Annotated in this window: 25 protein-coding genes, 1 pseudogene and 2 other annotated features; of the genes and pseudogenes, 24 read left to right on the top strand and 2 right to left on the bottom strand. The window is 33.3% G+C overall.

Annotated elements, in window-relative coordinates; translation table 11 throughout:
• The first annotated feature begins 22 nt into the window (after positions 1 to 22).
• The 5 genes from hemC (at position 23) to CD127_RS06575 (ending at position 5,092) form a co-directional block, all read left to right on the top strand.
• The gene (gene hemC / locus CD127_RS06595; protein ID WP_103298245.1) at positions 23 to 955 is read left to right on the top strand and encodes a hydroxymethylbilane synthase; all 933 of its coding nucleotides are present in this window, start codon (positions 23 to 25) and stop codon (positions 953 to 955) included.
• Positions 956 to 1,004: 49 nt separating this feature from the next.
• On the top strand, positions 1,005 to 1,676 hold the full coding sequence (locus CD127_RS06590) for a uroporphyrinogen-III synthase (protein ID WP_103366186.1): 672 nt from the start codon (positions 1,005 to 1,007) through the stop codon (positions 1,674 to 1,676).
• Positions 1,676 to 2,650, top strand: coding sequence for a porphobilinogen synthase (gene hemB, locus CD127_RS06585; RefSeq protein ID WP_103366185.1), 975 nt, complete (start codon positions 1,676 to 1,678; stop codon positions 2,648 to 2,650). Before CD127_RS06590 ends, hemB begins: the two co-directional genes overlap by 1 nt.
• A 26-nt stretch (positions 2,651 to 2,676) precedes the next feature.
• Positions 2,677 to 3,960, top strand: coding sequence for a glutamate-1-semialdehyde 2,1-aminomutase (hemL, locus tag CD127_RS06580; protein ID WP_103298248.1), 1,284 nt, complete (start codon positions 2,677 to 2,679; stop codon positions 3,958 to 3,960).
• A gap of 70 nt (positions 3,961 to 4,030) precedes the next feature.
• Positions 4,031 to 5,092 carry an AbrB family transcriptional regulator gene (locus CD127_RS06575; RefSeq protein WP_103366184.1) on the top strand — a complete coding sequence of 354 codons (1,062 nt, stop codon included), beginning with the start codon at positions 4,031 to 4,033 and terminating at the stop codon, positions 5,090 to 5,092.
• 34 nt (positions 5,093 to 5,126) lie between these two features.
• On the opposite strand, the gene CD127_RS06570 is transcribed toward CD127_RS06575, so the two are convergent.
• Positions 5,127 to 5,687 (bottom strand): DNA-3-methyladenine glycosylase I, encoded by a 561-nt coding sequence (locus tag CD127_RS06570; RefSeq protein ID WP_103366183.1) that lies wholly within the window; start codon positions 5,685 to 5,687, stop codon positions 5,127 to 5,129.
• Positions 5,688 to 5,748: 61 nt separating this feature from the next.
• Positions 5,749 to 5,977, top strand: a binding site (T-box leader).
• Between the two features lie 40 nt (positions 5,978 to 6,017).
• Here CD127_RS06570 and CD127_RS06565 point away from each other — a divergent pair.
• The 5 genes and pseudogenes from CD127_RS06565 to CD127_RS06545 all read left to right on the top strand — a co-directional run bounded on the left by CD127_RS06565 (position 6,018) and on the right by CD127_RS06545 (position 11,873).
• Positions 6,018 to 8,648, top strand: a complete 2,631-nt coding sequence (locus CD127_RS06565) for a valine--tRNA ligase (RefSeq protein ID WP_103366182.1) — start codon at positions 6,018 to 6,020, stop codon at positions 8,646 to 8,648.
• Between the two features lie 11 nt (positions 8,649 to 8,659).
• Entirely contained in the window at positions 8,660 to 9,919 is a 1,260-nt protein-coding gene (locus tag CD127_RS06560) for a bifunctional folylpolyglutamate synthase/dihydrofolate synthase (RefSeq protein WP_103366181.1), read from the top strand.
• Between the two features lie 211 nt (positions 9,920 to 10,130).
• Positions 10,131 to 10,820: a prepilin peptidase gene (locus tag CD127_RS12970; protein WP_103366180.1), complete on the top strand. Its 690-nt coding sequence runs from the start codon at positions 10,131 to 10,133 to the stop codon at positions 10,818 to 10,820.
• 13 nt (positions 10,821 to 10,833) lie between these two features.
• Positions 10,834 to 11,511, top strand: a pseudogene (gene radC, locus CD127_RS06550) (RadC family protein).
• An 80-nt stretch (positions 11,512 to 11,591) separates the two neighbouring features.
• The gene (locus tag CD127_RS06545; protein ID WP_103366179.1) at positions 11,592 to 11,873 is read left to right on the top strand and encodes a hypothetical protein; all 282 of its coding nucleotides are present in this window, start codon (positions 11,592 to 11,594) and stop codon (positions 11,871 to 11,873) included.
• Between the two features lie 59 nt (positions 11,874 to 11,932).
• Here the strand turns inward: CD127_RS06545 and CD127_RS06540 are convergent, their stop codons facing one another.
• The gene (locus CD127_RS06540; protein ID WP_103298256.1) at positions 11,933 to 12,112 is read right to left on the bottom strand and encodes a hypothetical protein; all 180 of its coding nucleotides are present in this window, start codon (positions 12,110 to 12,112) and stop codon (positions 11,933 to 11,935) included.
• 172 nt (positions 12,113 to 12,284) lie between these two features.
• Between CD127_RS06540 and CD127_RS06535 the strand changes: the two genes are divergently transcribed.
• The 14 genes from CD127_RS06535 to yajC all read left to right on the top strand — a co-directional run bounded on the left by CD127_RS06535 (position 12,285) and on the right by yajC (position 21,634).
• Entirely contained in the window at positions 12,285 to 12,755 is a 471-nt protein-coding gene (locus CD127_RS06535) for a DUF4930 family protein (RefSeq protein ID WP_103366178.1), read from the top strand.
• A 90-nt stretch (positions 12,756 to 12,845) separates the two neighbouring features.
• Positions 12,846 to 12,977: a hypothetical protein gene (locus CD127_RS12920; protein WP_103298258.1), complete on the top strand. Its 132-nt coding sequence runs from the start codon at positions 12,846 to 12,848 to the stop codon at positions 12,975 to 12,977.
• A gap of 204 nt (positions 12,978 to 13,181) precedes the next feature.
• Positions 13,182 to 14,015: a rod shape-determining protein MreC gene (gene mreC, locus CD127_RS06525; protein WP_103366177.1), complete on the top strand. Its 834-nt coding sequence runs from the start codon at positions 13,182 to 13,184 to the stop codon at positions 14,013 to 14,015.
• Between the two features lie 2 nt (positions 14,016 to 14,017).
• On the top strand, positions 14,018 to 14,539 hold the full coding sequence (gene mreD, locus CD127_RS06520; protein ID WP_103366176.1) for a rod shape-determining protein MreD: 522 nt from the start codon (positions 14,018 to 14,020) through the stop codon (positions 14,537 to 14,539).
• A 33-nt stretch (positions 14,540 to 14,572) separates the two neighbouring features.
• Positions 14,573 to 14,651: a sequence feature (ribosomal protein L21 leader region), on the top strand.
• A 12-nt stretch (positions 14,652 to 14,663) separates the two neighbouring features.
• Complete coding sequence (gene rplU / locus CD127_RS06515; protein WP_002448968.1) at positions 14,664 to 14,972, top strand: 50S ribosomal protein L21; 309 nt, start codon at positions 14,664 to 14,666, stop codon at positions 14,970 to 14,972.
• A 5-nt stretch (positions 14,973 to 14,977) separates the two neighbouring features.
• Positions 14,978 to 15,298, top strand: a complete 321-nt coding sequence (locus CD127_RS06510; RefSeq protein ID WP_103298261.1) for a ribosomal-processing cysteine protease Prp — start codon at positions 14,978 to 14,980, stop codon at positions 15,296 to 15,298.
• 11 nt (positions 15,299 to 15,309) lie between these two features.
• Entirely contained in the window at positions 15,310 to 15,594 is a 285-nt protein-coding gene (gene rpmA / locus CD127_RS06505; protein ID WP_011275573.1) for a 50S ribosomal protein L27, read from the top strand.
• A gap of 138 nt (positions 15,595 to 15,732) precedes the next feature.
• Positions 15,733 to 17,025: a GTPase ObgE gene (gene obgE / locus CD127_RS06500; RefSeq protein WP_103366175.1), complete on the top strand. Its 1,293-nt coding sequence runs from the start codon at positions 15,733 to 15,735 to the stop codon at positions 17,023 to 17,025.
• Positions 17,026 to 17,036: 11 nt separating this feature from the next.
• Complete coding sequence (locus CD127_RS06495; protein ID WP_103328456.1) at positions 17,037 to 17,492, top strand: ACT domain-containing protein; 456 nt, start codon at positions 17,037 to 17,039, stop codon at positions 17,490 to 17,492.
• A gap of 12 nt (positions 17,493 to 17,504) precedes the next feature.
• Positions 17,505 to 18,110 (top strand): Holliday junction branch migration protein RuvA, encoded by a 606-nt coding sequence (gene ruvA / locus CD127_RS06490; RefSeq protein WP_103366174.1) that lies wholly within the window; start codon positions 17,505 to 17,507, stop codon positions 18,108 to 18,110.
• 57 nt (positions 18,111 to 18,167) lie between these two features.
• Positions 18,168 to 19,163: a Holliday junction branch migration DNA helicase RuvB gene (gene ruvB / locus CD127_RS06485; RefSeq protein WP_103328454.1), complete on the top strand. Its 996-nt coding sequence runs from the start codon at positions 18,168 to 18,170 to the stop codon at positions 19,161 to 19,163.
• A gap of 10 nt (positions 19,164 to 19,173) precedes the next feature.
• Complete coding sequence (queA, locus tag CD127_RS06480; protein ID WP_103366173.1) at positions 19,174 to 20,199, top strand: tRNA preQ1(34) S-adenosylmethionine ribosyltransferase-isomerase QueA; 1,026 nt, start codon at positions 19,174 to 19,176, stop codon at positions 20,197 to 20,199.
• Between the two features lie 19 nt (positions 20,200 to 20,218).
• Entirely contained in the window at positions 20,219 to 21,358 is a 1,140-nt protein-coding gene (gene tgt, locus CD127_RS06475; RefSeq protein ID WP_103366172.1) for a tRNA guanosine(34) transglycosylase Tgt, read from the top strand.
• 15 nt (positions 21,359 to 21,373) lie between these two features.
• Entirely contained in the window at positions 21,374 to 21,634 is a 261-nt protein-coding gene (gene yajC / locus CD127_RS06470) for a preprotein translocase subunit YajC (RefSeq protein WP_103298268.1), read from the top strand.
• Positions 21,635 to 22,252 lie beyond the last annotated feature (618 nt).

The following is a 22,252-nucleotide window of genomic DNA, read 5'->3' as shown; positions in this document are numbered from 1 at the left end:
AAAGCAATAGGAGGCAGCACGTATGCGCAAATTAGTTGTAGGTTCGCGAAGAAGCAAACTTGCTTTAACGCAAAGTCAACAATTTATTGATAAACTTAAAGAAGTGGATCCGACTTTAGATATAGAAATAAAGGAAATTGTCACTAAAGGGGACCGAATTGTAGATAAACAACTATCAAAAGTTGGGGGTAAAGGTCTTTTCGTTAAAGAAATTCAACATGAGTTGTTTAATAAAGACATTGATATGGCAATTCATTCCTTAAAAGATGTTCCAAGTATTATTCCAGAAGGCCTTACATTAGGTTGTATCCCCGATAGAGAAGTGCCTTTTGATGCGTATATTTCTAAAAACCACACGCCTTTAAATGAATTACCTGATGGCAGTATAATTGGTACTAGTTCATTAAGACGAGGCGCACAAATATTATCTAAATATCCTAATTTAAAAATAAAATGGATTCGTGGAAATATTGATACTCGACTTCATAAATTAGAAACTGAAGATTATGATGCAATCATTTTAGCTGCTGCAGGTTTACGTCGTATGGGCTGGTCTGATGACATTGTAACTACTTATCTTGATAAAGATGTTCTTTTACCTGCAATTGGCCAAGGCGCATTAGGTATTGAATGTCGTAGTGACGATAAAGAGTTATTAGAATTACTACAAAAAGTTCATAACAAGCAAGTGGCAGATTGTGTTACAGCTGAACGTACATTCCTAGCAGCTATGGATGGCAGTTGCCAAGTGCCTATTGGTGGTTATGCTACTAATAATTCAAATGGAGAAATTGAATTCACTGGCTTAATTATGACACCAGATGGCACAGAGAGATATGAGCACACTGTAGTAGGTACAGATCCAGTAGCATTAGGTAAAAAAGTTAGTGATGTGCTTATCGAACAAGGTGCATATGAAATTATTAGAAAGCTAAATGAAGAACAACCACACTAATAGTTAATGTATTTAAACATTAATACAAAATTTAGAGGTGTAAAAACAAATGAAACCAGTTATAGTAATGACGCAAACGAGTAAAATACAAAGTGATTTAGTGGAAATTGTGCATAAGCCTTTTATCCAAATACAACCACTTGAGATTGATGCTCGACTATTGCAGAATAACTATGACTGGCTTATTTTTACGTCAAAAAATGCAGTGAGTTTATTCCAACCATATATGGATAAACTTCAAGTTAAACATATTGCTGTAATAGGAACTAAAACTGCGCAACTATGCCGTGATTTAAATATTAATGTAGACTTTGTACCAGAAGATTTTTCTCAAGAAGGCTTATTAAATGATTTAAAAATACAAGGCCAGAAAGTCTTGATACCAAGCAGTGCACAAGCGCGTCCTAAATTACAACAACAATTAACCATCAATAATGATGTAGTGAAGATTGACTTATACAAGCCTATTCCTCACAAGAAGAATATTCATGATGTCATAAATATGATAAATAATAATGAAATTGAAGCACTTACGTTTTCAAGTTCGTCGGTAGTGCGTTATTATTTTAATGAAGGACTTCCGTCTGACTTTAATCAATATTATGCAATCGGTCATCAAACTGCAGATACATTAAGGGAGTATAGTATCGAACCATATATAGCTGATAAACAGACGGCAGAAGCACTTATTAATAAAGTTATAGAAAGTAGGAATAAATAATGAAATTTGATAGACACAGAAGATTACGCTCTTCAGAGTCAATGCGTAGTTTAGTTAGAGAAAACCATGTGAGAAAAGAAGATTTAATTTACCCTATCTTTGTAGTAGAAAAAGACAATGTTAAAAGTGAAATTAAATCTTTACCTGGCGTATATCAAATTAGTCTAAACCTTTTAGATGACGAAATTAACGAAGCCTACGATTTAGGTATTAGAGCTATTATGTTCTTTGGTGTACCAAACGAGAAAGATGAAGTTGGCTCAGGTGCTTACGATCATAACGGAATTGTTCAAGAAGCAACTCGTAAAGCTAAATCATTACATGAGGATTTACTCATCGTAGCAGATACTTGCCTATGTGAATACACTGACCACGGTCACTGTGGTTTAATTGATGATCACACACACGACGTTGATAATGATAAATCATTACCATTATTAGTGAAAACGGCTGTTTCACAAGTTGAAGCTGGTGCTGATATTATCGCTCCAAGTAACATGATGGATGGCTTCGTAACTGAAATTCGTCAAGGTTTAGATGAAGCGGGCTATTATAATGTTCCTATTATGAGTTATGGTATTAAATATGCTTCAAGCTTCTTCGGTCCATTTAGAGATGCTGCAGATTCTGCCCCTTCATTTGGAGATAGAAAAACATATCAAATGGATCCTGCCAATCGCTTAGAAGCTTTAAGAGAATTAGAAAGTGACTTGAAAGAGGGCGCAGATATGATGATCGTTAAACCTGCGTTAAGTTACCTAGATATCGTTAGAGATGTTAAAAATAATACAAATATTCCTGTTGTTGCATATAATGTTAGTGGTGAATATGCAATGACTAAAGCCGCTTCACTCAATGGTTGGATTGACGAAGAACGCGTAGTAATGGAACAAATGGTTTCAATGAAACGTGCAGGCGCTGATATGATTATCACTTACTTTGCGAAAGATATTTGCCGTTATTTAGATAAATAATTATTTTTTGAAAAGGAGGACTAAATATGGGTTACGAGAAATCACAAGAAGCAATGAAAATTGCGGAAAATTTAATGCCTGGTGGGGTGAATAGCCCAGTAAGAGCATTTAAATCTGTAGATACACCAGCGATTTTTATGGATCATGCGGAAGGTTCTAGAATCTATGATATCGATGGTAATGAATATATCGATTACGTATTAAGTTGGGGTCCTTTAATCTTAGGACACAAAAATAAACAAGTGATTGAGAAGTTACATGAAGCGGTAGATAAAGGTACAAGCTTTGGTGCTTCTACACTTGAAGAGAATCGATTAGCTGAATTAGTTATTGACCGCGTACCATCTATTGAAAAAGTACGTATGGTGTCATCAGGAACTGAAGCTACATTAGCTGCGTTAAGACTTGCACGTGGTTACACAGGTAGAAACAAAATCGTTAAATTTGAAGGTTGCTATCATGGACATAGTGACTCATTGCTTATTAAAGCGGGTTCTGGCGTAGCGACATTAGGTTTACCTGACTCTCCAGGTGTGCCAGAAGGTACTGCCAAAAACACAATTACTGTACCTTACAATGATTTAGATGCAATTAAAGTTGCTTTTGAAAATTATGGCGACGATATTGCAGGTGTAATTGTAGAACCTGTTGCAGGTAACATGGGCGTAGTGCCACCTTTAGAAGGTTTCTTACAAGGACTTAGAGATATTACTTCTGAATATGGTTCATTACTTATCTTTGACGAAGTAATGACTGGTTTCCGTGTAGGCTATAATTGTGCGCAAGGTTACTTTGGTGTAACACCTGATATTACTTGTTTAGGAAAAGTAATTGGCGGTGGCTTACCAGTAGGTGCCTTTGGTGGTAAAAAAGAAATTATGGATAGCATTGCACCTGTAGGTAACATTTATCAAGCTGGTACGTTATCAGGTAACCCCTTAGCTATGACTAGTGGATATGAAACACTTAGTCAATTAACTCCAGAATCTTACGAGTATTTCCAAGAACTTGGAGATATTTTAGAAAAAGGTTTAAAAGAAGTCTTTGCGAAACATAATGTGCCTATTACAGTTAATAGAGCGGGCTCAATGATTGGTTACTTCTTAAATGAAGGCCCAGTAACTAACTTTGACGAAGCGAATAAGAGTGACTTAGAACTCTTTAGCAATATGTATCGTGAAATGGCTAAAGAAGGTATCTTCTTACCACCATCACAATTTGAAGGTACATTCTTATCTACAGCCCACACTAAAGAAGATATTGAAAAAACAATTCAAGCATTTGATACTGCATTAAGTCGCATTGTATAATTTAATATAAAATGATGGAAGGTTAAGACTATAGTCTTAACCTTCTTTTTAATGAAAGAAGTGAGCGTTAATGTGGGTATTATGGCGTAATAATTTAATTTTATTTGTTACCGCAGTCGTTATGAGTTTAATTTTATATTTTGCTCATATCCTTTTACCGTTCATGTTTGGCCCCATTATTGCTGCTATATTAGTAGTGAAAGTGTTTAAGTTGAGAGTACAATGGCCATTTTGGTTTAGTCAGATTGGTTTAATTTTACTAGGGGTCCAAATAGGTTCTACTTTTACAAAGAAAGTTATCAATGATATAAAAAATGATTGGTCAACGATAGTAGTTGTCACAATATTACTGATATTGCTTTCTTTATTAATTGCATACTTTTTCAAAAAAATAGCTCAAGTCAATACGGAAACAGCAATATTAAGTGTTATTCCAGGTGCGCTTAGTCAAATGCTAATTATGGCCGAGGAAAATAAAAGGGCCAACATTCTTGTGGTGAGTTTAACACAAACATCTCGCGTTATATTTGTGGTTGTCTTAGTTCCATTTATCTCATATTTTTTCAGTAATGGACAGGGTAACAATCAAACTGTAAGTAAGGCGCCACCGTTAACTGAAACTTTAAATATTTCGCAAATTCTATTTTTAGCTATTACAATTGGCATTGTGTACTTTATAATGGCGAAGATCCATTTTCCAACTAAACAATTATTAGCGCCAATAGCTGTCTTAGTAGTTTGGAATTTAACTACACATGCTACATTCACGCTAGACAATGGCATTCTTGCATCAGCACAGTTGATATATATGATTAGAATTGGACTCCAAATTGCTAAATTATTAGGAGATTTGAAAGGGCGTCTTGCCATAGCGATAATTTATCAAAATGTCCTTTTAATTCTTAGCGCATTTGTAATGGTATTTATCGTACATTTATTCACTCATAATTCAATGAATGAGTTATTTCTAGGGGGCGCGCCTGGAGGAATGAGTCAAATTGTACTAGTTGCTATAGCCACAGGTGCAGATGTAGCGATGATTTCAAGTTTCCATATATTTAGGATTTTCTTTATATTATTTTTCGTCGCTCCGATAATTGGATTTTTCATGAAAAAGAATTTAAAAAAATAGCGAACACTCGATTTTACGAGCATTCGCTATTTTTTTATTTATGTTTAGGCTTATAAGGGCAACTTTCTAAGTGTGCGTCATATAATCCAGCTGCTTCTAAAAATGAAAAAACAGTCACTGGACCTAAAAATTTAAAACCATATTTCTTTAAGTCTTTAGATAATTGTGTAGCACGCTCATCAACAGTAATTCTGTCAGATGCGTGTTGATAATGTAAGTCGATTGGTTGATGATCCACATATGACCATAAGTAATCGCTAAAACTACTATAGTCTTTTTCGATTTCAAAATAGCCTTTTGCTTGAGATACGATAGCTTCTAATTTTTTACGATTATGCACTATGTTAGGAAATTCCATTAATTTATCAATATCCTCGTCCGTCATACGTGCTACTTTTTTTGGTTCAAAATTATAAAAAGCTTCTTCATAGGAGGCCTTTTTCTTTAAAATCGTTAACCAAGACAAGCCAGCATGTTGAGACTCTAACGCCAATAATTTGAACAGCGCTTTACTATCATATAGTGGCTGTCCCCAAACGTGGTCATGGTAATCAAGATAAATAGGATCCTTCGTGCCGAACGCACATTCGTTCATAAATATACCTCCAAGAGATTGACTTATTAGGCTTTCCATTATACTATAAATAAGTAATTAAATATATTTATGGGAAGAGTAAGTTTGAATGGTAGCAAAGAGAGCATATGGTTGGTGGAAATATGTATAGCGTTCTTACTGAAGGTAGCCCACTTGAACTTTTATTGAACATATATAGAGTAAATAAAAGCGTGTTTGAGCGTTAATCATAATTAAGTGCAAGGTTAAAGTTTTCAATTGAGAATTTTAGTCTTGAATTTAGGTGGTACCACGGAACATCCGTCCTATTTTTTAGGAGGGGTGTTTTTTTATAATTAGGAGGTTTTTTCTATGAACATGGAACCTAAGTATAACCCGCGTGAAGTTGAAGCGGGTCGTTACGAAGAATGGGTAAAAAACGGGTATTTCAAACCCTCAGAAGATAAATCAAAAGAAACTTATACGATTGTTATTCCTCCACCAAATGTAACTGGTAAATTACATCTTGGTCACGCATGGGATACAACGTTACAAGATATTATTACACGTATGAAAAGAATGCAAGGCTATGACACGCTATATCTTCCAGGTATGGACCATGCCGGCATTGCAACACAAGCTAAAGTAGATGCGAAATTAAAAGAGCAAGGTATTTCTCGTCATGATATTGGCCGTGAGAAATTCTTAGAACATGCATGGTCTTGGAAAGAAGAATATGCTTCATTTATTCGTCAACAATGGGCTAAATTAGGTTTAGGTTTAGACTATAGCAGAGAACGATTTACTTTAGATGATGGCTTAAGCCAAGCTGTTAGAAAAGTATTTGTTGACTTATACAATAAAGGTATTATTTATCGTGGAGAGCGTATTATCAACTGGGATCCAGAAGCGAGAACGGCATTATCAGATATTGAAGTAATCCATGAAGATGTTCAAGGCCACTTCTATCATTTCAAATATCCATATGCTGATGGCGAAGGATATATCGAAATTGCTACTACACGTCCTGAAACAATGTTAGGTGATACAGCAATTGTTGTTAACCCTAATGATGAACGTTATAAAGATGTTATTGGTAAAAAAGTTATTTTACCTATCGTTGGCCGTGAATTACCAATTTTAGCAGATGAATATGTTGATATTGAATTCGGTAGTGGTGCAATGAAAGTAACGCCTGCACACGATCCAAATGACTTTGAAATTGGACAACGTCATGACTTAGAAAATATTATCGTTATGGATGAAAACGGTAAAATGAACGATAAAGCTGATAAATATGCTGGTTTAGACCGCTTCGAATGCCGTAAACAATTAGTTGAAGATTTAAAAGCACAAGATTTAGTTATCAAAATTGAAGAACACATGCATTCAGTAGGTCACTCAGAACGTACGGGTGCTGTAGTTGAACCATATTTATCTACACAATGGTTCGTTAAAATGAAACCACTTGCTCAAAGAGCATTAGATAATCAAAAAACAGATGATCGTATTGATTTCTATCCACCTCGCTTTGAGAATACTTTCAATCGCTGGATGGAGGAAATTAGAGACTGGACGATTTCTCGTCAATTATGGTGGGGCCATCAAATTCCAGCTTGGTATCATAAAGAAACAGGCGAACTATATGTTGGCGAAGAAGCACCACAAGACATTGAAAATTGGGAACAAGATGAAGATGTATTAGATACTTGGTTCTCAAGTGCATTATGGCCATTCTCAACACTTGGTTGGCCAAATGAAGAAGCAGAAGACTTTAAACGTTATTATCCTACAAATGCGCTTGTAACAGGATATGACATTATCTTCTTCTGGGTAGCGAGAATGATTTTCCAAGGATTAGAATTCACTGATCGCCGTCCATTTAACGACGTATTATTACACGGTTTAGTTCGTGCTGAAGATGGTCGTAAGATGAGTAAATCATTAGGTAATGGTGTTGACCCAATGGATGTTATCGAAGAATACGGTGCAGACAGCTTACGTTACTTCCTAGCAACTGGTTCATCTCCAGGTCATGATTTACGTTATTCTACTGAAAAAGTTGAATCAGTATGGAACTTCATCAATAAAATTTGGAACGGTGCACGTTTCAGTTTAATGAACATTGGTGATGACTTTAACTACAACGATATTGATTTATCTGGCAATTTATCTCTAGCAGATAAATGGATTTTAACGCGTTTAAATGAAACAATTGAAACAGTAACTCACTTAAGTGATAAATATGAGTTTGGTGAAGTAGGCCGAGCATTATATAACTTTATTTGGGACGAATTCTGTGATTGGTATATCGAAATGAGTAAAATCCCAATGAATGGTGACGATGAAGCGCAAAAACAAACAACACGTTCAGTATTAAGTTACACATTAGACCAAATTATGCGTATGTTACATCCATTCATGCCATTTGTCACTGAAAAGATTTGGCAAAGTCTTCCTCATGAAGGAGAAACAATTGTAAAAGCATCTTGGCCAACTGTTAAAGAAGAATTGAGTTTTGAAGATAGTAAACAAACAATGCAACAACTTGTTGAAATTATTAAATCAGTTAGACAATCTCGTGTTGAAGTTAATACACCGCTTTCTAAATCTATACCAATTTTCATCCAAGCAAAAGATGAAGATGTAAAAGCGACACTTAATGAAAATGCAGATTATCTTCATAAATTCTGTAACCCAAGCGAGTTAATTATTGATACAAATATTGATATTCCAGAAAAAGCAATGACATCAGTCATTGAAGCGGGTAAAGTCGTTCTTCCTTTAGAAGGCTTAATCGATATGGATAAAGAAATCGCTCGTCTTGAAAAAGAATTAGATAAATTACAAAAAGAATTAGATAGAGTAGACAAAAAATTATCTAATGAGAACTTTGTAAATAAAGCGCCTGAAAAAGTTATTAACGAAGAAAGAGAAAAACAACAACGTTATCAAGAAAAATATGATGGTGTTAAAACTAGAATTGAACAATTAAAAGCATAGGAGAATCGCCAATGAATTACCTAGATAGTTTGTATTGGATACATGAACGAACAAAATTTGGTATCAAACCCGGTGTGAAGAGAATGGAATGGATGCTAGATCGTTTGAACAACCCTCAATTAAATATTCGAGGCATTCATGTTGGTGGTACAAATGGTAAAGGCTCTACAGTTGCTTATTTAAGAGCCGCTCTTGTTGAAAATGGCTATGAAGTAGGTACATTTACTTCACCATTTATTGAAACATTTAATGAAAGAATAAGTTTAAATGGTCATCCCATTACGAATGATGAAATAGTTGAATTAGTCGAACGTGTCAAACCTGTGAGTGAGGCATTAGAACTAGAAACAGAATTAGGTGGCGCTACAGAATTTGAAATTATTACGACTATGATGTTTTTATACTTTGGAGAAATACATCCAGTCGATTTCGTAGTAGTTGAAGCTGGTCTTGGAATTAAAAATGATTCTACAAATGTATTCAAACCAATTCTTTCTATTTTAACAAGTATTGGATTAGATCATACGGATATTTTAGGCAATACTTACTTAGATATCGCTAAAGATAAAGGTGCGATTATTAAACCTAATACACCCGTAATTTATGCGGTTAAAAATGAAGAAGCGCTTAAATATATTCGCGACTTAGCTGAAAGTAATGATGCTAAGCCTATGGAATTGGATCGTGAAATTGTAGTAGTTTCTCAAGATGATGAATTTACTTATCGCTATAAAGACTATGAATTAGAAACGATTATCTTAAATATGCTAGGCGAACATCAAAAAGAAAATGCTGCGTTAGCTATTACTGCATTAATCGAACTTAACGAAGAAAATGTAATTGAATTAGATTTCAACAAAATGATTGATGCCATTGAAAGCGTAACGTGGACTGGACGAATTGAAAAAGTTAAAGAAAATCCTTTAATTATTATTGATGGTGCACACAATAATGAAAGTGTAGAAGCTTTAATAGATACTATTAAAAATTATTACGGCACTAAAATGGATATTCTATTCTCAGCTATTAAAGGTAAACCAATTTCAGGTATGTTAAATAAGTTATCGGAAGTAGCCAATACAATTTATTTCACAGAATTTGATTTCCCTAAAGCGCTTAGTAAAGAAGATCTTGCTGAAAGCATTAATACTGATAATATTCAATTCATCGACGATTATGTTGAGTTTATTAATCAGTATGAAGGTGAAGGATTATTAATTACTGGTAGTTTATATTTCATTAGTGAAGTGAAAGCTAAAACACAATTTTAAATTTCATAAAGCTAATTAACCACTTAATAACGTACTATTTCAAACATAGTCGTTGATTAAGTGGTTTTTTATTGTGCTTATTTGCAGAAATTAAAATTTAGAAGTTTAAAGTAAGGAATTTATGAAATTTTATAACAAAACTATATATTAACAAAATTATACAGTTTACTTTTACAAAATTTTTGCTACAATAAGAGAAAGGAGATGTTTCATGTATATACTTTCATACTTATGTAGTGTCCTCTTTAGCTACTTATATCAACTGAGCTCAATTAATAAACTCTCTTTCAGTTACTTTAAACTACGTTCCAAGTGTGACAATTGTCATCGACCTCTGAAATGGTTTGAACTTTTACCTTTGATTAGTTTTATTTGCTTAAAAGGGCGGTCTAACTGTTGTGGCAATAAGCTCAATATTAATTATTTTATAGGTGAACTTTTAGCTTTTCTCATCATTCCATTTTCAACTTACTTTCATGCTACAATATATTTCCCATTATTTTTGACCACATTTTTATTTCTATTAACTATGGCGCTTTATGATATTGATACTATGACCGTTAATATGAATCTCATAGTTATACTAACCATTCTCTCTCTATTTGTAGCGCATATTTATGTCTTCACTTTTTTAATTTTTTCCATAATATTACACGTTTGTTTTTTCATTATGCCAAATCAAATTGGCTATGGTGATATCCTCTTATTAAGCATGCTATCACTATTTTATCCCTACAATTTCTTTTGCATCTTTCTTCTATTTGCATTATTAACTGCAACGCCATTAGCACTCTTCATAATTTTAATAAAGAAATCCTCGAATATTCCATTTATTCCTTTTATTCTTCTTGGTTATCTTTTAGCAAGTTATTTCTATCCCTATATTTTAATTTATTTATAGAAAGGTTGATTTTTTGAAAATTAAGGACATGGCAACAAGTGAATTACCTAGAGAACGACTTATTCAACAAGGCGCAAAAAGTTTATCTAATAGTGAATTACTCGCAATTTTAATTAACACTGGATGACAAGGTTACTCTAGTATTGATATAGCAAACGACATTATGAACAAATATCCCAATTTAAAAGAACTAAAGCAATTGTCTATTGATGATTTAGTAAAAATAAAAGGAATAGGTACTTATAAAGCAACTACGTTAAAAGCGGCATTTGAGTTAGGGGAAAGAATGAATACAAGAAGTCCTCATGAAAAAGTTAAAATTAAATCTCCTAAAGATGTAGCTGATATGATGATGGCCAAAATGAAAGATTTAACCCAAGAACATTTCATAGCACTATTTTTGAATTCAAAAAACGTTGTTATGAAGGAAGAAGTCATCTATAAAGGAACATTGAATTCATCTGTGATACATCCTAGAGAAGTCTTCAATGCAGCAATTAGAGCTTCTAGTAATGCAATTATTGTCGTACATAATCATCCCTCTGGTGATGTAACACCATCTAAAGAAGACATTGCAACGACTATTAGATTGAAAGAATGCGGTCATATTCTCGGTATAGATTTATTAGATCATATTATTATTGGGGACCAAAAATTTACTAGCTTAGTAGAAGAAGGATATTTTGAATAAAAACTAATTGAAATTCGTTATAGTATGACTGATGAACTTTTTGTATAATAAGGTTTTAATAAGAGGTTAAGAGGTGTACTATGACAATCTTTTTAATTATTGGTATATTACTGCCAATTATTTATGTAATTAGATTAAATGTTAAACAACAAACGATTAAATTTAGAGAAGTATTAATAACAGTAGGGTTATCTGTCATAGGTTTTGTAGTATTTTCAATTTTAGGAGTATTTATTAGTCACCAGAAGGTAAATATCTTTACATTATTAGTTGGAGCGATTGTTACTGGAATCATTTGGGGATTACTCTTGGCAGGTACATATAAACTCTATAATTATTTAACTCATACTTTTAAAAAATAAATAAATGCTAGCTAAGTAGTCTAAAATTAAACATTAGATACATAGCTAGCATTTCTATTTTATCGAATATAGGCTGAGAGTGTTTGGAAGTTTTCGAGAATCCAAAGAATACCCTGATAACCTAAATAAAGACATAAAATGACTAAAGCGGCTGAGATGAGAAATCTTAAAATAGCAAAGCCTACTTTAAATAATAAGATAATTAATAATGCAATTAATATAATTGTAAGAATATGCATATTCACACTCCTCACTTAAAAAAGTTTGTCAATTACAACATAATATTATTGTAATTCATTTTAGCACAAAAACCTATCATACTTTAGGTAATAGGCCTTCTAGTACCTAAGACTGATGAACAATAATTGAGATTTATTTATAATAATTAGGATTCAAATAGGAGGGAAAGTAATGCGATTTATTCTAAGTCTTATCAAAAATATTGTTGCAATTATAGCCATTATTTGTGTTGTCTATATTGCATTAAAATATGCTCCTTTTCTAAGAGAACAAGAATGGAATCCTATGAATCATCCTCCTAGTAATGCACCTGTAAGTGAGAGTTATAATCAAATAGATAATCAATATCCTACGAATGGTAAACATTATGTATTAGAGGACAACGACTTGTTAGAAAATATTCCATCTAGTCAAGTGAGAAATGTATTTAAATTAATTGATAAAAATGAATTTATGGCAGTCTCAGGTCTTGGAAGAATGGGGTACAATGACAATTATATTGCAGGCCAAAGAGAAGATAAGTTTATCCTTTATAAATTTGGTAGTGATTCAATGAGGGTCTATAGTACTGAAATTGAAATGGAACAAGATTTAAATCGCATGGGACAAAGTATTGAGCTTAAGCCACCTAGTGCTTATTAATCGATAGAGCTCATAATTTAACTATTTGAAAAGAAAAATTAAATACGTTACAGTTTTATTATAGATAAAAAACAAAGGTTGGTGTGATTAATGTCAGAACAATCTAAAGAAAAACAAGCTAATGAACAAGCCAAAGCACAAAACTTATTCGCTAAGTGGAGAAAAGATGAAACACTTTATAGCGAAGATGAAAAAAAGGAAAATACTGATAAAGAAAAATAATAATTTGATAATGAGTATTGAGGTTTGAAATTGAAGTGCTTCATACACTGATTTGTAGGTGTTTTAAGCATAAGGTATCAAACCTCTTTTTTATATTTATAGGAAGAAAGCTTAAAAGGGAAGTATTTAGTGCTTTATTTAGGTTATAGAGTAATATAAAATAGTAAAGGACAATTTAAATAACAATTGGTAGAGGTGTTGTGAGTGCAAAAGTTTTTCAAAAATAACAAGTTGATTGTTGTTTTTTGTGCAATTATAGTTTTTATTGCACTGATTGGTTTGTCCATTCGATCGCAAACTCAATCACCTCCGGAGCAATATGTGGGGGATTCTGTTTCATTTGGACAAAGAGTTATTAGTTATCCCGTTAATTTTGTGACTGGAGCAATAAATAATATTTTTAGCTCATCTAAAACAACTGACAACAAAACAATTAAAGAATTAGAAGCTAAGAATGAAAAATTAGAAGCGGAAAATAAAGACTTGAAGAAAGAATTACATATGAGTGACGTTTCTAAATATGATGCAATATCAGGAGCCGTTATTGCTCGTAATCCTGATCAATGGATGAATACAGTAATTATAGATAAGGGTAAAAAAGCTGGTGTAGGAAATAACATGGCTGTAATGACAGCTGATGGATTAATCGGCAGAGTAACTAAAGTTAATCAATTTTCTTCACAAGTAGACTTAATATCTACTAATACGAGAACAGGTAAATTATCAGTTAATATTCAACATGGCTCAAGTAACGTATTTGGTTTAATTGATCACTTTGATAAAAAGAGCCAAGAACTTATTATTAGTAACATCAATAACAAAGAAAAAATTTCTAAAGGCGATAAGGTCGTTACTAGTGGATTGGCTGATCAATTACCAAGTGATTTATACATAGGTGAAGTTACGAAGGTAGAAAATGATGAATATGGTTTAGCTAAAGAAGTAAGAGTTAAAACAGGCGCTAATTTATCTCAAATTAATCATGTGTATATTGCTAAGAGAGATGCTAAAACTGTCCCTGAAGAAAGTAGGGAGTAATAATGAGAGTGATATCTTATTTAATTATTAGCGTTGTACTCTTCTATTTAGATACTGTCATTGGCCTAGTCATTCCAATGCATATAGGGAATGTGGAATTAATATTTGTGCCACATTTAACGCTAATGTTCATATTATTATTAACTATTTATCGTGGTTTAGGCGTTGCTTTATTACTTGGCGCATTTCTAGGTATTATTACAGATATTTATTTAGGTAGTATATATGGACTGTATATGTTTGGATATATTGGTATAACATTACTTTTTGATAAATTTATCAAAGTTTTTTATCGCGATTATACAATGATATTTATATTCAATATATGTGCTGTGATATTATTTGAAATTTATGTTGCTCTTATTTATACAATTATTGGATTTGTTCAATTTGATATTGTACATTTCTTATTATTGCGTTTAATCCCAACAATAATACTTAATAGCATATTACTCATCATACTTTATCCAATCTTAATTAAAATTTTCAAAAAAACGCAAAACAAGATTGACAGTAAGATATAGGAATGGTAAGATGCAGTAGTTGAGTAGTTTTATAGCTACATACAACCGCTCGCATACAGGTTTAAGTACTTATTTAACGAGTCACCTGTATATGGCGTGACTTATAATATAGGAGGTGCAAAGTATGTTTGCTATTATCGAAACAGGCGGTAAACAAATTAAAGTAGAAGAAGGTCAAGAAATCTTCGTTGAAAAATTAGATGTTAATGAAGGTGATTCATTCACATTTGATAAAGTTTTATTTGTAGGTGGCGATTCAGTTAAAGTTGGTGCGCCAACAGTTGAAGGTGCTACTGTAACTGCTACAGTTAATAAACAAGGACGCGGTAAAAAAATTACTGTTTTCACTTATAAACGTCGTAAAGACTCTAAACGTAAAAAAGGACATCGTCAACCTTACACTAAATTAACTATTGATAAAATCAACGCTTAATCCTTATGATTACAGTTGATGTTTCAATAAATGAAGATGGTAAGGTAACAGATGTTATAATGGATGGACATGCTAATCATGGCGAATATGGCCATGACATTGTTTGTGCAGGTGCTTCAGCAGTGTTATTTGGTAGCGTTAATGCTATCTTAGGTTTAACTTCGGAAAAGCCTGACATTGATTATGATGATGACGGTGGTCATTTTCATATTAGAAGTGTAGATACGAATAATGAACAAGCACAACTCATCCTTCAAGCGATGTTAGTTTCTTTACAAACTATTGAAGATGAATATAATGAAAATATCAGATTAAATTACAAGTGAGGTGTATCCCGATGTTAAAATTAAACTTACAATTCTTCGCATCTAAAAAAGGGGTAAGTTCTACAAAAAACGGACGTGACTCAGAATCAAAACGTTTAGGTGCTAAACGTGCTGACGGTCAATACGTTACTGGCGGTTCAATCTTATATCGTCAACGTGGTACTAAAATTTATCCTGGTGAAAATGTAGGTCGTGGTGGCGATGATACATTATTCGCTAAAATCGACGGCGTAGTTCGTTTCGAACGTAAAGGTCGCGACAAAAAACAAGTTTCTGTATACGCAGTTGCTGAATAATTTTGTCTAGTTAACACCAGAAGTGAATGCTTCTGGTGTTTTATTTTGTTTAAAATACAATTTGTTTATTTATATAAATTTTATACTTAATGATATAATATTGTCATTGATGAATTAAAAGTAAAAGAGGTGAGATATATGTTTGTCGATCAAGTTAAAATATCTCTTAAAGCTGGTGATGGAGGTAATGGTATCACAGCATATCGTAGAGAGAAATATGTACCTTTTGGAGGTCCAGCAGGTGGCGATGGAGGTAAAGGTGCTTCTGTAGTATTTGAAGTGGATGAAGGTTTAAGAACGTTATTAGACTTCAGATACCAACGCCATTTTAAAGCGAAAAAAGGTGAAAACGGACAAAGTAGTAATATGCATGGTAAAAATGCTGAAGCCTTAGTCTTAAAAGTGCCACCTGGTACAATTATTAAAAGCGTAGACACTGACGAAGTTTTAGCAGACTTGGTTGAAGATAAACAAAGAGCAGTGATTGCTAAAGGTGGTAGAGGTGGACGTGGAAATTCACGTTTCGCAACGCCTAGAAACCCTGCACCAGATTTCAGTGAGAATGGTGAACCAGGTGAAGAATTAGATGTTACTTTAGAACTTAAATTATTAGCAGACGTCGGCTTAGTTGGTTTCCCAAGTGTTGGTAAATCTACACTATTATCAATCGTTTCTAAAGCCAAACCAAAAATTGGTGCTTATCATTTTACTACAATCAAGCCTAATTTAGGTGTGGTTTCTACACCAGACAGTAGAAGTTTTGTCATGGCTGATTTACCTGGTTTAATTGAAGGTGCATCTGATGGTGTGGGCTTAGGTCACCAATTTTTAAGACATGTAGAACGTACAAAAGTAATTGTTCATATGATAGATATGAGTGGTTCAGAAGGCCGTGATCCTTATGATGACTATCAAATTATTAATAAAGAATTGGTTAATTATAAGCAGAGATTAGAAGACAGACCTCAAATTATTGTAGCTAATAAAATGGATATACCTGAGGCAGAAGATAATTTAGCGCTTTTCAAAGAAGAAGTTGGAGAAGACGTGACAATTGTTCCTGTTTCTACTATTACTAGAAATAATATCGATCAATTATTATATACAATTGCTGATAAATTAGAAGAAGTTAAAGACATCGACTTTAGTGTTGATGAAGATGAAGATGCTGGCATTAACCGCGTACTTTATAAACATACACCATCTCAAGATAAATTTACGATTACTAGAGACGATGATGGTGCTTATGTAGTAAGTGGTAATGCAATTGAACGTATGTTCAAGATGACAGACTTTAACAGTGATCCAGCCGTAAGACGATTTGCAAGACAAATGCGTTCAATGGGTATTGATGATGCCTTAAGAGAACGTGGATGTAGCAATGGCGATATCGTAAGAATCTTAGGCGGAGAGTTTGAATTTATAGAATAGGAGTGCTTTAAGTGGACAATAAAGATTATAAAAAGTTTTATTTAATACGCGAAGATGTGTTACCAGAATCTGTTGTGAAAACTTTAAAAATTAAAGATGCTTTAAAAAATAATCCGAACTTGTCCATTTTTGAAGCAGTTAAGCAATTTGATTTATCACGAAGTGCATTTTACAAATACCGAGAAACTATTTTTCCAGTAGACGAGAAAATGCTCGAACATCGTGAATTTACGCTTATCTTATACGTGAATGATATTGTAGGGATGCTTGCACAAGTGTTAAATACAGTTTCTAAATTAGAATTGTCTGTGCTCACTATTCATCAAAGTGTGCCTATGGAAGATAAAGCGACTATCACATTGTCATTAAGTGCGAAAGATACTGCGAAATCTATCGATGAAATTATTATCGCACTACGAGATATTGAACACGTTTCTAAAGTAGAACTAATCAGTATGAGTATGTAAGGAAGGTCAAAAATGTACGCTTATATTAAAGGACAATTAACACAACTATTTCCTACACATGTTGTCATAGAAACAACTAGTGGAATTGGTTATGAAATACAAACGCCTAATTCCTATCGTTTTCAAAAATATTTAAACAAAGAAGCGACTATCTATACTTCATTAATCGTTAGAGAAGATGCTCAATTGTTATATGGCTTTATTAGTGAAGAAGAAAAAGATATGTTCTTAAGTTTGATTAAAGTTACGGGTATAGGGCCTAAATCAGCATTAGCTATTTTAGCTACAAGTACACCAAATGAAGTCAAACGCGCTATTGAAAATGAAAACGATGCGTATCTAACTAAATTTCCTGGTATTGGAAAGAAAACGGCACGCCAAATTGTGTTGGACTTAAAAGGCAAAGTTCAAATCACTGAGGAAACGAGTGAAACGCTATTCCAAATGGATGGTCAAGCATCAGTGAATGAAAATGTAATTAAAGAAGCTTTATTAGCGCTTGAAGCATTAGGCTATTCTAAGAGAGAATTAGCGAAAGTTGAAAAAGTGCTTAATAAAGAAAATGTAGAATCCGTGGATGAAGCGGTTAAGATAGGTTTAAGAACTTTAGTATCTTAAATTACAAGGTTAATTAGCTTTGTATAATAATTTTAAAATAGCTGGGGGGATTTAAGTATGGATGATAGAATGGTTGATCAATCTTTACACAATGATGAGTCATCTTTTGAATATTCATTAAGACCAACAAGATTAAAACAATATATTGGCCAATCTTCTATTAAAAGTAACTTAGAAGTCTTTATTAAGGCGGCTAAATTACGTGAAGAACCGCTTGATCATGTGTTGTTATTTGGACCCCCAGGATTAGGTAAAACGACGCTATCTAATATTATTGCTAATGAAATGGAAGTCAACATTCGTACTGTTTCAGGACCTTCATTAGAGAGACCTGGAGACTTAGCAGCTATATTATCAGGCTTACAACCAGGTGATGTATTATTTATCGATGAGATACACCGTTTAAGTAGTGTTGTAGAAGAAGTTCTATACTCTGCTATGGAAGATTTCTTCTTAGACATTATTATTGGTAAAGGTGATGAAGCACGTAGCATACGTATTGATTTACCTCCATTTACTTTAGTAGGTGCTACTACACGTGCAGGAAGTTTAACCGGTCCTTTACGAGATCGTTTCGGCGTTCATCTCAGACTTGAATATTATAATGAGAATGATTTAAAAGAAATTATTATACGTACTGCAGATGTTTTAGGAACCAAGATTGATGATGAAAGTGCAATTGAACTAGCTAAACGTTCTCGTGGGACTCCTCGTGTTGCGAATCGTCTTTTGAAAAGGGTCAGAGATTTCCAACAAGTGAATGAGGATGAACAAATTTATATTGAGACAACTAAACAAGCATTACAGCTTTTACAAGTGGATGATGAAGGTTTAGACTATATTGATCATAAAATGATGAACTGTATTATTAATCAATATAATGGAGGTCCTGTAGGGCTTGATACGATTGCAGTGTCAATTGGTGAAGAACGTATAACTATTGAAGATGTTTATGAACCATTTTTAATACAAAAAGGATTTATTGAACGTACGCCTAGAGGAAGAAAAGCTACGGCGTTTGCGTATGAACATTTTAAAAATATAAAAGAATGAGGGAATTTAAATGAATGTTGAGGAATTTGATTATCACTTGCCGGAATCGTTAATTGCTCAAACGCCATTAAAAGATAGAGACCATAGTCGTTTATTAGTACTAGGGCGCGAATCTGGAGAAATGGAACATAAACATTTTACAGATGTCATTGATTACTTTGAAGCGGGAGATACGCTTGTTTTAAATGATACGCGTGTTATGCCAGCTCGTTTATTTGGCCTAAAAGAAGAAACGGGCGCTAAAGTAGAAATGTTAATGCTTACGCGCATTGAAGATAACGATTGGGAAGTATTATTAAAACCAGCTAAACGAATCAAAGTCGGAAATAAATTATCTTTCGGTGAAGGAAAAATTGTCGCTGAGTGTATTAAAGAGTTAGACCAAGGCGGACGTATTATGCGCTTACATTACGATGGTATCTTAGAAGAGCGTTTAGATGAACTAGGTGAAATGCCACTACCACCATACATTAAAGAACGCTTAGATGATCCAGATCGTTACCAAACGGTTTATGCGAGAGAAAGTGGCTCTGCTGCTGCACCGACTGCGGGCTTACATTTCACTGATGAATTATTAGAAAAGATAAAAGCAAAAGGTGTTAATATTACTTTTATTACTTTACATGTAGGATTAGGTACATTTAGACCAGTTAGTGTTGAAAATATTGACGATCACGAAATGCATAGTGAATATTATCAAATGACACAAGAAACAGCTGATTTATTAAATGAGACTAAAGCAAAAGGTCATCGTATTATTTCAGTTGGTACTACATCTACTAGAACATTAGAAACAATTCGTCGTGACTACGATCAATTTGTAGCAGTTAGCGGTTGGACAGATATTTTTATCTATCCTGGTTTCGAATATAAAGCAATAGATGGTTTGATTACTAACTTCCATCTACCTAAGTCAACGCTAGTTATGCTTGTATCAGCATTTAGTAGTAAGAAAAATATTTTAAATGCATACAATAAAGCTGTGGAATTAGAATATAGATTCTTTAGCTTTGGTGATGCAATGTTAATTATATAATGAATGAGAGGTAAAGCTAATGCCAGCAGTTACTTATGAACATATTAAAACTTGTAAGCAATCCGGCGCACGTTTAGGCATTGTGCATACGCCACATGGTTCGTTTGAAACGCCTATGTTTATGCCAGTTGGAACAAAAGCGACTGTAAAAACAATGAGTCCTGAAGAGTTACGTGAAATAGAAGCTAAAATCATTCTAGGAAACACATATCATTTGTGGTTACAACCTGGAAATGATATCATCAAACAAGCTGGGGGCTTGCATAAGTTCATGAATTGGAATGGGCCGATTCTTACTGATTCAGGTGGTTTCCAAGTATTTAGTTTAAGTAATTTAAGAAAAATTACTGAAGAGGGTGTAGAATTTAGACACCATACAAATGGTTCTAAATTATTCTTGAGCCCTGAAAAGTCTATGGAAATTCAAAACGATTTAGGTTCAGATATTATGATGGCGTTCGATGAATGTCCACCTATGCCATCTGAATATAAATATGTTAAAGATTCTATTGAACGTACTACAAGATGGGCAGAGCGTTGTCTTAAAGCGCATAAACGTCCTGAAGATCAAGCGTTATTTGGCATTATCCAAGGTGGAGAATATAAGGACTTAAGAGAACAAAGTGCTAAAGACCTTGTTAAGCTTGATTTCCCTGGATATGCGATTGGCGGTTTATCAGTAGGAGAACCGAAACCTGTTATGTATGACATGGTAGAACATACCGTTCAATATATGCCTGAGGATAAACCACGCTATTTAATGGGCGTTGGCTCTCCAGATGCATTAATCGAATGTAGTATTCGTGGAATGGATATGTTTGACTGTGTATTACCAACGCGTATTGCTCGAAATGGTACTTGTATGACGTCTAATGGTAGATTAGTCATTAAAAATGCTAAATTTACAGAAGATTTCAGACCACTTGATGAAAATTGTGATTGTTATACATGTAAGAATTATACACGTGCTTATATTAGACATTTAATTAAAGCTGAGGAAACTTTTGGTATCCGTCTTACTACTATTCATAATTTACATTTTCTGCTAAAATTAATGGAAGATATTAGACAGGCCATTAGAGAAGATAGATTATTAGATTTCAAAGAAGAATTCTTCGAACAATATGGACTTAATGTAGAGAACCCTAAAAACTTTTAGTAAGGAGAAAACATAATGAATGTTTCAGCATTGATTTTACCAATAATTTTAATTATTGTGTTTTATTTCTTTTTAATTCGACCTCAACAAAAACGTGCGAAAGAGCATCGTGAAATGATTAGTCGAATTGAATCAGGTCAACGTGTTACTACAATTGGTGGTTTAAAAGGTACAGTTAAAGCTGTAGATGAAACTACTGTAGTAATTACTGTAAATGGTCATGGTACAGAAATGACTTTCGAAAAACCAGCCATTAAACAAGTAGACCCATCATAATTTATATAAGTTGAAAAGTAGCATTACTTTGAAACTTGGAGTGCCCACGAAGTTAAAAACTTTGTGGGCATTTTTTTGTATATGTTTTCATTAAAGGTGTTCTTAGATAGATATTTACTCACTTAAGTTGAGATGCTTGCTTAGGGGGCTGGGTCGAGCCTTGGTCTTGTAAAGAAGTTCTTAGATAAAGGTTACTCATTTTGTTGCGACGCTTTCTTGCGGGAAAGGCTCAAGCCTGTAGTCTTATAAAGTCGTTCTTTGATTTTAATCATTAGAACTACTTACTTAAGTGTGTAAACACTTAAGTTCCTTCCCCAGCTTGCTTTGTTTGTAGACTTTCTATATGAAAGTCTCTTTGCTGGGGCCCCGCACTCAACAACGTTTCGTTATTTATTTTTTATAAGAAGGTATATATAAACCATCTTAATGTAAGTTAAAAATTTAACGAGGAATGTAATGCTACATTTTTAAAATTTAAAAAATTGGACATGGGTCTGAATTTCACTAAAGGTTGTGTTATGTTAATATAGTTAAGTCATGTTATAACAATGTAATCTTTTATTAACTTGCACGTGGTTAATTAAAAGATTATTCTAATTACATAAGTAAACAATGAGG

Source organism: Staphylococcus petrasii (assembly GCF_002902565.1).
Taxonomy (GTDB): Bacteria; Bacillota; Bacilli; order Staphylococcales; family Staphylococcaceae; genus Staphylococcus; species Staphylococcus petrasii.
This window is presented reverse-complemented; position numbering and strand designations above follow the sequence as displayed.

Excerpts from the sequence above, each read along its gene's own strand:
- hemC (WP_103298245.1), top strand. The coding sequence starts at position 23 with ATGCGCAAATTAGTTGTAGGTTCGCGAAGAAGCAAACTTGCTTTAACG.
- CD127_RS06590 (WP_103366186.1), top strand. The coding sequence starts at position 1,005 with ATGAAACCAGTTATAGTAATGACGCAAACGAGTAAAATACAAAGTGAT.
- hemB (WP_103366185.1), top strand. The coding sequence starts at position 1,676 with ATGAAATTTGATAGACACAGAAGATTACGCTCTTCAGAGTCAATGCGT.
- hemL (WP_103298248.1), top strand. The coding sequence starts at position 2,677 with ATGGGTTACGAGAAATCACAAGAAGCAATGAAAATTGCGGAAAATTTA.
- CD127_RS06575 (WP_103366184.1), top strand. The coding sequence starts at position 4,031 with ATGTGGGTATTATGGCGTAATAATTTAATTTTATTTGTTACCGCAGTC.
- CD127_RS06570 (WP_103366183.1), bottom strand. The coding sequence starts at position 5,687 with ATGAACGAATGTGCGTTCGGCACGAAGGATCCTATTTATCTTGATTAC.
- CD127_RS06565 (WP_103366182.1), top strand. The coding sequence starts at position 6,018 with ATGAACATGGAACCTAAGTATAACCCGCGTGAAGTTGAAGCGGGTCGT.
- CD127_RS06560 (WP_103366181.1), top strand. The coding sequence starts at position 8,660 with ATGAATTACCTAGATAGTTTGTATTGGATACATGAACGAACAAAATTT.
- CD127_RS12970 (WP_103366180.1), top strand. The coding sequence starts at position 10,131 with ATGTATATACTTTCATACTTATGTAGTGTCCTCTTTAGCTACTTATAT.
- CD127_RS06545 (WP_103366179.1), top strand. The coding sequence starts at position 11,592 with ATGACAATCTTTTTAATTATTGGTATATTACTGCCAATTATTTATGTA.
- CD127_RS06540 (WP_103298256.1), bottom strand. The coding sequence starts at position 12,112 with ATGCATATTCTTACAATTATATTAATTGCATTATTAATTATCTTATTA.
- CD127_RS06535 (WP_103366178.1), top strand. The coding sequence starts at position 12,285 with ATGCGATTTATTCTAAGTCTTATCAAAAATATTGTTGCAATTATAGCC.
- CD127_RS12920 (WP_103298258.1), top strand. The coding sequence starts at position 12,846 with ATGTCAGAACAATCTAAAGAAAAACAAGCTAATGAACAAGCCAAAGCA.
- mreD (WP_103366176.1), top strand. The coding sequence starts at position 14,018 with ATGAGAGTGATATCTTATTTAATTATTAGCGTTGTACTCTTCTATTTA.
- rplU (WP_002448968.1), top strand. The coding sequence starts at position 14,664 with ATGTTTGCTATTATCGAAACAGGCGGTAAACAAATTAAAGTAGAAGAA.
- CD127_RS06510 (WP_103298261.1), top strand. The coding sequence starts at position 14,978 with ATGATTACAGTTGATGTTTCAATAAATGAAGATGGTAAGGTAACAGAT.
- rpmA (WP_011275573.1), top strand. The coding sequence starts at position 15,310 with ATGTTAAAATTAAACTTACAATTCTTCGCATCTAAAAAAGGGGTAAGT.
- obgE (WP_103366175.1), top strand. The coding sequence starts at position 15,733 with ATGTTTGTCGATCAAGTTAAAATATCTCTTAAAGCTGGTGATGGAGGT.
- ruvA (WP_103366174.1), top strand. The coding sequence starts at position 17,505 with ATGTACGCTTATATTAAAGGACAATTAACACAACTATTTCCTACACAT.
- ruvB (WP_103328454.1), top strand. The coding sequence starts at position 18,168 with ATGGATGATAGAATGGTTGATCAATCTTTACACAATGATGAGTCATCT.
- queA (WP_103366173.1), top strand. The coding sequence starts at position 19,174 with ATGAATGTTGAGGAATTTGATTATCACTTGCCGGAATCGTTAATTGCT.
- tgt (WP_103366172.1), top strand. The coding sequence starts at position 20,219 with ATGCCAGCAGTTACTTATGAACATATTAAAACTTGTAAGCAATCCGGC.
- yajC (WP_103298268.1), top strand. The coding sequence starts at position 21,374 with ATGAATGTTTCAGCATTGATTTTACCAATAATTTTAATTATTGTGTTT.